The following is a 15091-nucleotide window of genomic DNA, read 5'->3' as shown; positions in this document are numbered from 1 at the left end:
CCTCTCGCACTGTCAGCCTTTTACAGATGCTTGGTTACTTACACTGCCTCGATTAATGTCTTCTTGTGTTATTTTGTAAACCGCACTGAAATTAGAGTTGTTAGATTCACCCACGGCCAATGAAATTGATTGTCCTGAAACCATTACTCCCGTTAAAGGATCTGTCACCGTAACATTTATAAGAGGTACATTTCCTGTGTTTGTTACCGTAAATTTATACGTGATTGTTTCTCCTGCATTGGCAAAACCGCTCTTGTTTTCGTCGTTGAAAACGGCAGTTTTTACAACTGCAATAGCTGGAACTTCAACAAAAACATTTAAAACAGCTGTTGCACAATTTGCTGTACTTCCTTTTTCACAAACCTGATAAGTTAATGCATAATCTCCTCCTGGTGTGTTTGGTTTAACACTTACAGTTCCATCTGCATTCCATTCAAAATAGGTATTAGTTGTTAAAGGCTTAACTACAACATTTTCAGGATTGATTGGCTGTCCGTTTATCAAATCATTGTCTAAAACATTCACAAATTCAATAGCGCCGTTAATTCCGTCAACACTACTATTATTGTCATTTTCTAAAGTAATTTGAATTGATGTTGGAGGAGCTGGGTCCACACTATTCAACACCGTAATTTTAATTACCGCCTGACTGCAATTTGAAGTATTTGAAGCGTCACAAATTTGATACGTTAATTCATAAATTCCGTTTGGCGTATTTGTCTTAATGTCTATTGAACCGTTTGGATTTAGCGTCAAATTTGGATTTGCAACAACTGTTGATAAAATAACATCAGAAGGATTTGGGCTCACTCCGTTGACAATATCATTTGCAAAAATATTAAATGAGGCATTAATTCCTTTTTTCACATCAATTGGTCCTGCTTCGTCATTATTTGCTTTAATTGAGAATGTTGGACGTGCATTACAACCTGATACCGCCGCTGGATAAGCAACAGAAACGGTAACAGTTGGATTTAATGAAAATTCCATTTTCACTCCATTTCGTGTAAGTTCAAAGCCATCTGTGCCTTCTGTCCACTGTCCGTTATTTAAAATCCATCCCGGCCAATCTACTCCATTTCCCCTGCCATCAACTACTGCGCCCGGCCAGATAATAGTACCGCTTAATGGTAAGTTTGATTGAGTCGCTACAACATTATTTGCACTATCAATCCATTTAATTGTCAATAGATTACTTGTTGTAAAATTATCCGGAGTAACTGTATAGTTTACGTAAGGAACGTTGTTGGCACAGTAGCTATCTGCTATTACTGTCATTTTTGGTTCTGTTACCGTTACTTTTACAACATTAGAGCTACAGTTATCTAAATTTAATTTCTCACAAATTGTATATGGTAACTCATAATCTCCTGCTGGTGCATTAGGCGAAAGGATAACATTTCCATTTTCATCTAATGTTAAATATCCTTTTGGATCTGTTCCTGAAGTAAGCTTTACATCTGATGGTACAAGAGCGTTTCCATCTTTTGTATCATTCTTGAAAACATTTATTACTGTTTGCGGAACGTTAACTCCAACTGCAGATGGTACAAGATCTTCATTTGCAATAAGATTTCCTCCTGTAACTATTACTACTGAAATTACTGAATCGCAGTTTGTCGGATTGGTATTTTCGCAGATGCGATATTCTACATTATAATTTGTCGCCGGCGTATTTGGCGCAACAGTAATGGTATAATCTGGGTTTAATGTAAATCCTGCAGGAAGTGTTCCAATAATATTAAACTTAACCTCTCCTGAAGATGTCCCTGTCGCTACTGGATTTCCATTTAATTTATCATTAGCAATTAACGATATTGTTGTTCCTCCAATATTTCCATTAATTGAAGTTACGGGATCTGCAACTGCTTCAATTTTTGGAGCAGTTACGGTTACCTTAACTGTATTTGATTTACAGTTTGAAGTATTTAATTTCTCGCAGATTGTATATTCTAACTCATAGTCTCCTGCTGGGGCGTTAGCTCCTAAAGTCAATGTTCCATCTGGATTCAATACTAAATACCCTTTTGGATCTAATTTTGAAACTGTTAGAATTACATCTGCAGGATCTAATTTCACTCCATTTTTAGTATCATTATCCAAAACATTTATGCCTAATACCTGATCTGTATTTGATCCAACGATTGAAGGCAGAAGATCTTCATTTGCTACAAGATCACCTGTTGTAACTGGTATCACTATAGTCACAAAATCGCAATTGGCAGGGACTGCACCAACTTCACATATTATATATTCTACATTGTAATCTCCTCTTGGAGTGTTTGGATTTACTGTAATAGTTCCATTTGCATTTAATGTCAATCCTGTTGGTAACGTCCCAACAATATTTATACTAATAGTACCGGAATTCGTACCTATTGCAACTGGGCTTCCGTTTAAAGTATCATTTCCTGTTAATGCAACGGTAGTTCCACCAGTATTTCCATTAATTGGAGAAATTATGTCTACAACTGCTTTAATATTACCTTTTACCACAACTGTCGCTTCTGCTGTATCACAGTTTGCAGGATTCGCGCCTGTCTCGCATAATTCGTATGTAATTTTATAAATACCTGATACTGTATTTGGCGCAAGAGTCAGGACTCCGTCCGCATCAATACTCAAAGGACCTGTTGTAATTGCTGTTACATCTGTGTTTGATGCCGTAACTGCTGTTCCGTTTAAGGTGTCGTTTGCGGTTACATTTCCAACTGTTACTGCCGTTAATGCATTTGGAACTGCTGTAAATGAAGAATCATCTTTTGCATCCAAAGTTCCTTTTACCACAACCGCCGCTTCTGCTGTATCACAGTTTGCAGGATTCGCGCCTGTTTCGCATAATTGGTATGTAATTTTATAAGTACCTGATAAAGTATTTGGCGCAAGAGTCAGGACTCCGTCCGCATCAATACTTAAAGGACCTGTTGTAATTGCTGTTACATCTGTATTTGATGCTGTAACTGCTGTCCCGTTTAAGGTGTCGTTTGCGGTTACATTTCCAACTGTTACTGCTGTTACTGCATTTGGAACTGCGGTAAATGAAGAATCATCTTTTGCGTCCAGAGTTCCCTTTACCACAACTGTCGCTTCTGCTGTATCACAGTTTGCAGGGTTTGCGCCTGTCTCGCATAATTCGTAAGTAATTTTATAAGTGCCTGATAAAGTATTTGGCGCAAGAGTCAGGACTCCGTCCGCATCAATACTTAACGGACCTGTTGTAATTGCTGTTACATCTGTGTTTGATGCTGTAACTGCTGTTCCGTTTAAGGTGTCGTTTGCGGTTACATTTCCAACTGTTACTGTCGTTAATGCATTTGGAACTGCTGTGAATGAAGAATCATCTTTTGCACAAATTTCCGAATTAATTTTAACTGAATCTGAAACATCAGATGTACAACCATTAGATGTGGCTGTGACTGTATATGTTCCTTTTGATGCTGTAACTACACCTGTTGTTGTATTCAATGTAGCTCCACCAGGAGTTATAACGTAATTATAAGTAGAATTATAATTTGTAATTGTAAAACTTCCAGTTGATGTCCCGCATACAGGTTGTGTAACGGAATCAAATGTTGGTTTTGACGGATTTGCTGTAGTCGTAATATCTACCATATTACTTGATGTGGTACATATTGGTGTTGTACTTGATGCTGAAGTAACATAATATCCAGTACCTGCTTGCAAGATTTGACCATGTAAGTCCTGAACCATTTCCTGTTTGAGAGGATTGAACTGCCGTATTACTTGAATTATATAATTGATAACTTACTCCATTTGCTGAAGTTGATGATGTAATTGTACCAGTTCCTGCAAGCAGATGAACAAATTGCACTTCCATTTAAAGTAAGCGTCGCTGGATTTGAATTAACAGTTACAGCCACAGCTGTTCTTGAACCCTCACACAAACTTGTTGCTTGAGCTACATAATATGTTCTTGTAGTTAAAACTACTGTTGATGCTAAAGCAGCCGCCTCCTGTTGACTCTGTATACCATTTGTAAGCGGCTCCCGATGGTGCTAAATCACTTACTGTTTTATTATCTGCTGAGCAGAATGATTGGGCTAAAGCCGAAGGTGTCGCTGGAGTTGGATTTACCGTTACATTAACTGCTGTTCGTAAGCTCTCGCATCCGTTTGTTGTTTGACTTACATAATAAGTTCTAGACGTTACTACATCTGTTGATGCTAAAGCACTGCCTCCCGTTGATGCTGTATACCATTTGTAAGCGACTCCAGATGGAGTTAAATCATTTATTGTTTTATTTTCTGCTGAACAGAATGACTGTGCGGATGCCGTAGGTGCTGATGGGATAGGATTTATTATTACATTTGTTTCAGTTGAAAATGCACTTGGACATCCTGAAGCATTTGTTATCTGAACTCTATAATTTCCCGAAGCAGAAACAGTAATAGATTCTGTGGTTTCTCCTGTAGACCATAAATAACTACTACCACCACTTGACGTTAAAGTTACATTTTCCCCTTGGCAGAATGTTGTCGCTCCACTAGCAGAAATTGTTGGTGCGACCGGCGTAGGATTTATGGTAACAGTTACCAAAGTTCGAGGACTTTCGCAACCACTTACAGTCTGGCTTACATAATAATTTCCATTCGCAAGTGTTTCTGTTCCTGCATAAGCAGTACCACCAGTCGATGCATTGTACCATTTGTATGTTGCACCTGAAGGTGTCAAATCACTTACCTTTTTTGCATCTGCTGAACAAAATATCTGAGCTGATGCAGTTGGTGCTGACGGATTATTAACCGTTACAGATACTGCGGTTCGTAAACTCTCGCAACTGTTTAAGGTTTGTGTAACATAATATGTTCCTGTACTTAATATTTCGTTTCCAGTATAAGGTGTTCCTCCTGTATAAGCACTATACCATTTTAAATCAGTTCCTGATGCTGATAAATTGTTGACTTTTCTGCCATCAATCGAACAGAATGTTTGTGCTGAAGCTGTTGGTGTCGCTGTATTATTTACAACAACAGACACAGGAGTTCTTGAACTTTCTCCACAACTGTTAGTTTGAACAACATAATACGTTTTTGTAGTAAGAACTGTTGTTGCTCGCCAAAGCTGTTCCTGCTGAAGAAACATCGTACCATTTATAAGCAAGCACCTGAAGGAGTTAAATTACTTACCGTTTTATTATCTGTTGAACAGAATGTTTGAGTCGAAGCCGTTGGTGTTGCCGGTATTGTGTTTATAGTAACAGTAATTTTAGTTCTATCACTTTCTCCACAACTATTTGCCGTTTGGCTAACGTAGTAATCTCCATTAGTCAAAAAATCTGTTGTTAAAAGAGGCGTTCCTCCTGAAGACACATTATAGAATTTTCTGGTTGTTGTGCCAGTTGTCGCTAAGTCACCCACTTTTTTATTATCAGCGACTGCAAAAAGATTGTGAAGCCGTCGCAACTGGTGCCGAAGATTTTGTATTTACCGTTACTAATACTGGAGTTCTTGTTGAACTTTCGCAAGTATTTACCGTTTGAGTTGCATAGTAAGTTGTGTTATTAACTAATACCTGACTTGATGCTAATGCTGTCCCTCCGGTATTAGCACTATACCATTTTATATTAGAACCAGCGACAACTAAATCCCCTACTTTTTTATTCTCTGAAGAACAAAATGTTTGATCACTTGCCGTTGGTGCATTTGGTCTAAAAGTAACAACATACGGTGTTGAACTATTACTTATACAGCCATTAGTATTTGTTCTTTGAACAGTATAACTTCCGTCTGCCGTAACAGTAATTGCCTGAGTAGTTGCCCCCGTTGACCACAAATATGTTCCCGAAGTACCAGATGCCGTTAAAGTGACACTTCCTGTTGGACATGTAGTTGAGGCACTAATTGTCGGCACACCTGTCTGTGCCGTTATTGCCGCAATAACTGGTTTTACAAACTGACATCCATCAGCAGAAACTGCTTTTATATAATACGTTCCCGCAGTAGAGACAGCATTAGGCGAAGCTAAAGCCGTCGTTGTTCGCGCATTTGTCCAATACGAAAGTGTCATATTTGATGTACTTCCCGTCGTAATACCCGCGACTGTTAAATCTACAGTCGCAGGCGCGCAAATAGTCGCTGGATTTGTTATAATAAGATTTGATAATTTTGGATTTACAGAAGCACTAGCCGAATTATTTGCCGTATTGGTATCTATATCTGCTGGTAATGATGCGGTATTGGTATAATTACCAGATGCATTTACAGTCCCAACGATTTTTAAAGTCAGTGATGTTTGTGCTTCTACATCTCCAATAGTCCAAATACCTGTTCCTAAATTATAGGCTCCAGTTGATGGTATCGAACTTACATAAGTGTATCCTGAAGGAAGCAAATCAGTTACAGAAACACCTGAAACATTATTTCCCCCTAGATTACTTACTTTCACAGTAAATTCTACATTAGACCCAATACATGGAGTTGTATTATCAACTGTTTTTGTAATTCCTAAATCAGTACATAAAGTAACTGCAACTGATTTTGATGGTGTTTGAGCTCCACAAACTAAAGTAGAAGAAACGGAATAATTACCTGTTTTTGTTGCTGTATAGGTTGGAGAATTTGCTCCTGAAATTGCAGTTCCGTTATAGTACCATTGATACGGTGCAAAACCAGCAGGAGTAGTTAATTCTGCAGTGTTATTTGTACACCCTCCCCCTTCAATATAAGTCATTCCTGGATCACCAGGCGACACGAGCAAAAGTTGAGAAAAATCCCGCCATTGAGAAACCACCTGCTTGCTGTACTATCGAAACAGTCATTTTAGACTTACTTTCGATTGAAAGAAACTCTGGTCTTCCTATTTTCTCACTATTAAAATTTATTATATACCATCCTGTTGAACCAATTTCATAACGAGCTCCAATTCCAGAAATATCTGTAGTTTTTACTCCGTTGATTTTTACGTCTTCTGATTTACTCCTCAAAAGAATGTAACCAAAATAATCTAAATTATTTAATGTATAGCCTTTAAATTTAGATGTTTCAATAAATTCAGAACCCCCACATTCAGAAACAGGTGCAATAGTTGAAATATCAACCTCACATCCTTGTGCAGTTCCCGAATATACTGCCACTCTTTTATCTGCAACGATATGTGAGGCTGTAAAATTGGTATCATTTGAACCGTTTACAAAAGTATGAAACTGACCTGCCAGCTTTAACTTAATTGTAGTTGTAGTTACCAGTACTCCAGTAGAAGAATACCCTTCAATAGTTACATTTGTATCATCTTTTGTTGCTACAACAGTAGTTTGCTCTGCTATACTAATACCTGTTCCTCTTTCCAAAAAATATTCTGTTCCCAAAACAGATTCAGGTGGAATCTGATTATATGCACTATCCCCACAACCGCCAGGAGTATCGATCGCGACCGATGTGTTCATCACAACAGGATAAGACGATTCAACCAACGTTCCAATTGGTGCTTTAAATAAATAACTCTGTCCAGCATTTAAAGTAGTTTTAACAGTATTATCAATTTTTATCGTTGTATTATTAACAGTGGCCATAATACTATAAATAGGACGCTGATCTCCGTAACTATTAAAATTTCCTAAAGACCCATCTCTATAATATCCTACTCTAAATCTTATTCCCAGCCCTGCATCTCCAAAACTTGTTAATGCGAGCATTTCCCTTAATATCCTTATCTACATTAGTACCCGATAAAGCATCAGAAGCGACGTTTCTTAAATTAATAGACACTGGTGCACTACCTTCTATAATTAATCCTGCACCGCTTAAAACAGTATCAAAAACATACGCCTTAGTTGTACTAGGCGTACCAACAAATCTGTAAACAGCAGGAGTCCCTTTAATTGCCGTTAGGTTAGTGATTAATGTTCCATCACTTTTGGATAGAATAATGTTTACAGTACTTGTAGAATTTGTTGCTATAACAATTTCATTAGCATTATTAAAATACTGCCAAGGAGCAGGTGCAATATAGTGCTTCGCATAAAATTGAGCAGAAACGCTATAAGCGTTTAACAATAAAAAAACAATAAGAAAGATGTGTCTAGAAAATCCAGACAGATTAAAAGTAAAGTTACGCATAGACAACTTGAGTTTGTGGAACAGAAATATCAGACACTAAAAAACCGATGATAGTTTTTAGGGTACAGGTGAAATACGAAAAAATGAAATAAATGGATTTTACAATTGCGATAAAAATCTCAGAAAGACTTCTAAATAAGCTAAGTAGCGTTTGGACCATAGTCATGATAGGTTCAATACACATTATTGTGTTTTAAGTTTATAGGTAGTTTTGGAGCGACGAAATTATATAAAGAAACAAGTTATACCGACATTTGTCGACAAACTGCAAGTAAACTCGTCAAACAACAATATTTAACAATTGTTCATGTCCGTTTAACGCTAAAAATGTAAAGATTTGATAATGAAGAAGTAAAAATTTCTTAAATAATTATCATTATTTTAAATTCTTACAGAATTTATTGACAAAATATCAATATTTGTAAGACAGGACAAAAAGAATCAACAAAAGGAATTCAATATTAAGTTATTGAAAAACAAGCAATTAAAACGTACATATTTTATTCTAAAAACTTAATATTACGTCTTAGGCCTTCAAACTTTGTTCTTTTAATGGGAGAGTTTTTAAAAACGAGTTTAAAAGTTTCTTCTGTTATTTCAATCCAGTCTTTTTTAGTAAAAGAAATTAAATCCGGATTCGGATTGAATAAAGGTTCTTCGTGAGGTTTAGAAAATCGATTCCATGGACAAACATCTTGGCAGGTATCACAACCAAACATCCATTCATCAAATTTTCCTTTCATTTCAAAAGGAATATTTTCTTTTAGTTCTATAGTATAATAAGAAATGCATTTACTTCCATCCACCACATAAGGCGCAACAATTGCCTGAGTTGGACAAGCATCTATACAAGCTGTACATGATCCGCAATGATCGGTTACTGCGTAATCATATTCTAAATCAAGATCTATAATAAGTTCGGCTATAAAGTAAAAGGAACCGACCTTTTGAGTAATCAAATTACTGTTTTTTCCAATCCATCCCAAACCACTTTTTGCGACCCAGGCCTTATCTAAAACAGGTGCCGAATCAACAAAAGCACGACCCGATACATCTCCTATGTTTTCCTGAATAGAGTGAAGAAATTCTTTTAATTTATCTTTTATTACAAAATGATAATCTTGTCCATAAGCATATTTCGAGATCTTAAAACTATCATCATTTTGCGAAGATTCTGGATAATAATTTAATAAAAGTGAAATTACACTCTTCCCATCATCAACCAATAAAGTAGGGTCTAATCTTTTATCAAAATGGTTTTCCATATAAGCCATTTGGCCATTTTGATTATTCTTTAACCATCTTTCAAGTCGTGGCGCCTCCTGTTCTAGAAATCCTGCTTTAGATATTCCACAAGAAAGAAAGCCGAGTCTTTTGGCTTCGGCTTTTATAAACTTTGAATATTTCTCTTTAGAATTAATCATTATCTTTTAGAAAAAACGACTTCTACTCCTACTGGTTTTAATGTAATTAATGGATTAAAATTCACACTTTTTCCAGCAGAAGTAATTTTATAATTCTTAACTATATAAGAAATTGCAAGACACATTTCATAAATCGCAAAACCAGCTCCAATGCACATCCTTGGTCCAGCACCAAAAGGATAGAAATATTGCATAGAATGTTTCTTTTGTTCGCCTAAAAATCGATCTGGATTAAAATCATCAGGGTTTTCCCAGTATTTTGGATTTCGATGTAATTCATAAAAGGAAACCCCAATTAAAGTACCTTCTTTTATATTAAATTCCCCTAAAGTATCATCTTCAACGTTCTGGCGATCTGTAATCCATGCAGGTGGATACAAGCGCATCGATTCATTTAAAACTGCATTTGTATAAGTCATTTTTTGAAGTCGCTCTACAACATCATCAGTTTCAGATTCTATTCTAGTAATTTCTTCAAATATTTTTTCCTGTACATCAAAATCATTACCCAGTAAATGCAGTGTAAAAGTCAATGCATTTGCAGTTGTCTCATGCCCGGCAATGAAAAGAATTTTAATTTCATCAATTAATTGCTTTATAGACATTCCTTCACCACTATCTTCATAACGAGTTTCAAGAAGCATATTTAGCAAGTCGTTAACCACGTTATTTGAGTTAACTCTTTCTTCAATAATACCTTGAATGATTTTGTTATTTTCTTCGGCTAATTCAAGATGCTTTTTCACTTGACCACTAATAGAAAACCACCAGGCCTTATGTGGAAGCCTAATTTCTTTTATTAGAAAATTTTGAACTTCTTCAATAATATATTTTATACGATTTAATTTTTCCTCTGCTATCGAAAATTGAAATAATGACTTAGCCACGACATTAAATGCCAGCTCACTCATTACAGGAAAAAGATCGATTTTCTTATCAACTATCAACCCATCTAACTCAGAAATAATAGTCAATCTCATATTATCAACCAGCTGATTCATTTTTTGTTTATGAAAAGCAGGCTGAATAAGTCTTCTTTGTCTCAACCAAAACTCGCCATCAACAGTCAAAAGTCCTTTGCCTAAATATTTCGAAAGATAAACCGATTGAAATTTAGACTTATGATAATTTCTTTGGTTTTTCTGCAAAATATATTGTGCTACCTCATTATCTCTTGATAAAATGATATGCTTAGAACTTCCAATTTTTATAGAAAAAGAATCACCAAAACTATCAAAGTAATTTTTATGATACGGTATAGGATTTCGTCTCACTCCTTCCGCATCTAAAAAGAATCTTAGAATAGAAAGCTTTGGCGGATAATTGTATTTTTTATTAACAGACATTTCTATTTGAATTAAAACAATCCGCCTTGAATGTTTGTGTTTATTTTTCCTAGATGTTTATAAGCTTTATCCGTGACTTCCCTTCCACGAGGTGTTCGCATAATAAAACCTTCCTGAATCAAAAATGGTTCGTAAACTTCCTCGATAGTTTCACTACTTTCACTAACTGCCGTCGCTAAAGTTGAGAGTCCAACTGGACCGCCTTTAAATTTATTGATGATAGTTAATAAAATCTTATTATCCATTTCATCAAGACCGTGAGCATCAACATTTAAAGCTTTTAAAGCATAACGAGCAATCTCCAGATCAATAGTTCCATTACCTTTTATTTGAGCGAAATCACGAACTCTTCGAAGTAAAGCATTTGCAATACGAGGTGTTCCTCTGCTTCGTCCAGCAATTTCAATAGCCGCATCAAGTGCAATTGGCATTTTTAATATAGAAGCACTTCTTTCAACAATCGAAGTCAAAAGTTCGGTTGTATAATATTGTAAACGTGAAGAAATTCCGAAACGAGCACGCATAGGCGCGGTCAACAATCCGGATCTTGTGGTAGCTCCAATTAAAGTGAAAGGATTTAAATTGATCTGAACAGTTCTCGCATTCGGACCTGATTCAATCATAATATCAATTTTAAAGTCTTCCATCGCCGAGTACAAATATTCCTCAACTACTGGACTTAAACGATGAATCTCATCAATAAATAAAACATCTCTCTCATCAAGGTTTGTCAATAAACCAGCTAAATCTCCCGGCTTATCTAAAACGGGTCCAGACGTAATTTTAATACCAACTTCTAACTCGTTGGCAAGAATATTTGCAAGTGTAGTTTTTCCTAAACCTGGAGGTCCATGAAATAAAGCATGATCAAGAGCTTCACCTCTTTGATTTGTCATGCAGCAACAAATACTTTTAAATTTTCCAAAACTTGATCTTGTCCCGCAAAATCATCAAATGACAGCGGACGTAATCTTTTTTCAAGATCTAATTCTTCTGGGTTATATCCTTTTGTAGTAGGATCAAGATTTTCATTCATCTTACAAAGATAGAGAAACTAATTAGTTTTGTAAAATAGATAATTCCCAAATAAAAAATTCCAGATAGCAACAAGACATCAAACTTCATTGACATTTGGAATATTAAATGTGATTTAAGATATAATAATACTTCTTTAAACACGAAAGACCATCTTTGCAGATGGTCTTTCGTGTTTTTTTTAGTGGTGTAAAACTTCTTCACCTTCTTTCATTGGTACATTTTGCGGTACAAAATCTACATCATGATTTGGGTTACTATAGTCATACGGCCAACGGTATACGTGAGGAATTTCTCCTGGCCAGTTTCCGTGAATATGTTCAACTGGAGTTGTCCACTCTAAAGTTGTAGATCTCCAAGGATTTTGAACTGCTTTCTTACCGTAGAAAATACTACTGAAGAAATTGTACAAGAATACTAATTGGAACGCACCTCCTACAAGAGCAAATGTTGTAATTAAAACATTCACATTTTGTAAATCATCAAATAATGGGAAGTTTGTATTTGTATAATAACGTCTTGGTAAACCTGCTAATCCAATAAAGTGCATTGGGAAGAAAACTCCGTAAGCACAAACTGCAGTTACCCAGAAGTGAATATAACCTAAGTTTTTATTCAACATTCTTCCATACATTTTAGGGAACCAGTGGTAAATACCAGCAAACATTCCGTAAAGTGCAGAGATACCCATTACTAAGTGAAAGTGAGCAATAACGAAGTAAGTATCGTGAACATTAATATCTAAAGTACTATCTCCTAAAATAATTCCTGTTAAACCTCCAGTAATGAAAGTTGAAACCATCCCGATAGAGAATAACATTGCAGGGTTAAATTGTAAGTTACCTTTCCATAAAGTTGTAATCCAGTTAAAAGCTTTTACAGCAGATGGAATTGCAATCAATAAAGTTGTAAAAGTAAATACAGATCCTAAGAAAGGATTCATACCTGAAATAAACATATGGTGACCCCAAACAATAGTTGATAAGAATGCAATTGCAAGAACTGACATAATCATCGCTCTGTATCCGAAAATTGGTTTACGAGAGTTCGTAGCCATAATTTCTGAAACTAGACCCATTGCAGGTAAAATTACAATATATACCTCAGGGTGTCCTAAGAACCAGAATAAGTGCTCAAACAATACAGGAGATCCACCTTGGTAATGTAAAACTTCACCGGCAATATAGATATCAGATAAGAAGAATGAAGTACCAAAACTTCTATCAAAAATCAGTAATAAGGCTGCAGATAATAATACTGGAAATGAAATAACACCAATAATAGCTGTTACAAAAAATGTCCAGATTGTAAGAGGAAGTCTTGTCATAGACATTCCTTTTGTTCTTAAGTTAAGAACTGTAACAATGTAATTTAAAGATCCCATCAATGAAGATGCGATAAAAATAGCCATAGATACTAACCATAAAGTCATACCTGTTCCAGATCCTGGAATTGCTTGTGGTAACGCACTTAATGGAGGATAAATCGTCCAACCTGCAGAAGCTGGTCCAGCTTCAACAAATAATGAGCTTAACATTATAACAGCAGATAAGAAAAACAACCAATATGAAATCATATTCATGAATCCAGAAGCCATATCTCTCGCACCAATTTGAAGTGGAATAAGTAAATTACTGAAAGTTCCACTTAAACCAGCTGTCAGTACAAAGAATACCATGATGGTACCGTGAATTGTAACTAAAGCTAAATAAATATCATTTGCCATTACACCATCAGGTGCAAATTTATCTCCTAATAAAACATTAAAAATCTTAAAAGACTCTTCTGGCCAAGCCAATTGCATTCTGAAAAGCAAGGACATTGCAATACCAATGATTCCCATAATAATACCAGTAATCAAGTATTGTTTAGCAATCATTTTGTGGTCTATACTAAAAATATATTTAGTAATAAACGTGTCTTTATGATGATGTTCGTGCTCGTGATCGTGTCCGTGATCGTGATCGTGCGCTTCTGCTGACATATATGTGTACTTTAAATTTTCTTAATAATATTATTTCATCGCAACTTTAGCTACAGTCGCTTTAACCGTATCAACAACCGCTTTAACAGTGTCAATTACTTTTGCGAGCAGTGTCAGTTGAGGCGACTCCTTCAGCGACTGGTTTCTCAGCAGCAGCTAATCGCTTTAATATCCTGAGCTAAAGTAGTTTTCTCGCTTAACCATTTTTTGTAGTCTTCTGGAGTATCTACAACAACTTTCATTTGCATGTTATAGTGAGAAGCTCCACAGATTTTATTACATAATAATAAGTAATCAAATGTATAAGGATCTAAAGCTGTACCACCTTTTCCAACTAACTCAACGCTTTTTTCAGCTCTAAGTTTATTGATGTGTGCAACTTTTTCAATCATAAATGGTAACTCTCTATATTCCGCAGTGGTATAAGTTGGAACGAAAGCAAATTCAGTAACCATACCTGGAACACAGTTCATTTGAGCTCTAAAATGAGGAAAGTACGCTGAGTGCAATACGTCTTGTGAACGCATTTTAAAATGCACCTTTTTCCCTTTTGGAATATGTAATTCAGAAACTACAATATCGTCCTGAGAGTTTTTATCAGACATGTCTACTCCAAGAGTATTAACACCTTCAATTAATCTTACGTTTGCTTTTCCTAAAGTATTATCAGCACCAGCATATCTTGCTGTCCATTTAAACTGTTGAGCATATAATTCAATCTCAACAACATCTTCATCTTTATCAACAAACATAATGTTATTCCAAGCATACAATCCGTAAAGAATTAAACATGCTAAAACAACAGAAGGAATGATACTCCAAAGTGCTTCTAATTTATTACTGTCAGCAAAAAATAATGCTTTTTTATCTTTATTTCCTTTGTATTTAAAAGAAAACCAATACAATAAACCTTGAGTAATTACTTGAACAGTAAAAATCAAAACCCAAGTAATATTCATTAAATTATCTACTAAAAGTCCATGCTCTGATGCAGGAGTATGAAGCGCTAAATTACCCCATTTTAGTAAACCATAAATAGTAAATATATAAATGAAAGCTAAAAAGCCAAACATAATATATCCCTGAATGTTATTGTCATTATCTGATGCAACTTGAGAATCGTCCGAAGATACTCCTACTTGAGTAAGATCAAATATCTTGGTCAATTGCCATAATGCAACTGCTAATAAAACTAAAACTATAATTACCAACAAACTTGTCATCTGT

Annotated in this window: 11 protein-coding genes and 1 pseudogene; all 12 read right to left on the bottom strand. The window is 35.5% G+C overall.

Translation table 11 applies throughout. From position 1 onward, the window contains the following. Positions 1–12: 12 nt before the first annotated feature. Positions 13–3684, bottom strand: coding sequence for a DUF7507 domain-containing protein (locus tag ACZZ95_RS09105; protein ID WP_463468797.1), 3672 nt, complete (start codon positions 3682–3684; stop codon positions 13–15). Further along, entirely contained in the window at positions 3614–3838 is a 225-nt protein-coding gene (locus ACZZ95_RS09100; RefSeq protein ID WP_463468796.1) for a hypothetical protein, read from the bottom strand. The genes ACZZ95_RS09105 and ACZZ95_RS09100 overlap by 71 nt, the downstream gene beginning before the upstream one ends. Before the next feature lie 59 nt (positions 3839–3897). Continuing rightward, a complete protein-coding gene (locus ACZZ95_RS09095; RefSeq protein WP_463468795.1) occupies positions 3898–5121 on the bottom strand; it encodes an immunoglobulin domain-containing protein in 1224 nt (407 codons plus the stop codon). Further along, entirely contained in the window at positions 5112–5423 is a 312-nt protein-coding gene (locus ACZZ95_RS09090; protein ID WP_463468794.1) for an Ig-like domain-containing protein, read from the bottom strand. Before ACZZ95_RS09090 ends, ACZZ95_RS09095 begins: the two co-directional genes overlap by 10 nt. Further along, on the bottom strand, positions 5389–6711 hold the full coding sequence (locus tag ACZZ95_RS09085; RefSeq protein WP_463468793.1) for an Ig-like domain-containing protein: 1323 nt from the start codon (positions 6709–6711) through the stop codon (positions 5389–5391). Before ACZZ95_RS09085 ends, ACZZ95_RS09090 begins: the two co-directional genes overlap by 35 nt. Next, positions 6698–7651 carry a hypothetical protein gene (locus ACZZ95_RS09080; RefSeq protein WP_463468792.1) on the bottom strand — a complete coding sequence of 318 codons (954 nt, stop codon included), beginning with the start codon at positions 7649–7651 and terminating at the stop codon, positions 6698–6700. Before ACZZ95_RS09080 ends, ACZZ95_RS09085 begins: the two co-directional genes overlap by 14 nt. After that, positions 7602–8075: a hypothetical protein gene (locus tag ACZZ95_RS09075; protein ID WP_463468791.1), complete on the bottom strand. Its 474-nt coding sequence runs from the start codon at positions 8073–8075 to the stop codon at positions 7602–7604. The genes ACZZ95_RS09080 and ACZZ95_RS09075 overlap by 50 nt, the downstream gene beginning before the upstream one ends. 500 nt (positions 8076–8575) lie before the next feature. Next, positions 8576–9499, bottom strand: coding sequence for a tRNA epoxyqueuosine(34) reductase QueG (gene queG / locus ACZZ95_RS09070; protein WP_463468790.1), 924 nt, complete (start codon positions 9497–9499; stop codon positions 8576–8578). Then, positions 9499–10845, bottom strand: coding sequence for a cytochrome P450 (locus ACZZ95_RS09065; protein ID WP_463468789.1), 1347 nt, complete (start codon positions 10843–10845; stop codon positions 9499–9501). The genes queG and ACZZ95_RS09065 overlap by 1 nt, the downstream gene beginning before the upstream one ends. 11 nt (positions 10846–10856) lie before the next feature. Further along, positions 10857–11881: pseudogene (gene ruvB / locus ACZZ95_RS09060) on the bottom strand (Holliday junction branch migration DNA helicase RuvB). 180 nt (positions 11882–12061) lie between these two features. Then, positions 12062–13864, bottom strand: coding sequence for a cytochrome c oxidase subunit I (locus ACZZ95_RS09055; RefSeq protein ID WP_095952719.1), 1803 nt, complete (start codon positions 13862–13864; stop codon positions 12062–12064). 146 nt (positions 13865–14010) lie between these two features. Further along, a complete protein-coding gene (locus ACZZ95_RS09050) occupies positions 14011–15087 on the bottom strand; it encodes a cytochrome c oxidase subunit II (protein WP_463468788.1) in 1077 nt (358 codons plus the stop codon). Positions 15088–15091: the final 4 nt, after the last annotated feature.

This window comes from Flavobacterium sp. AC267 (assembly GCF_979258715.1).
The sequence above is the reverse complement of the archived record's forward strand: the minus strand, read 5'-3'. Positions and strand labels throughout refer to the sequence as shown.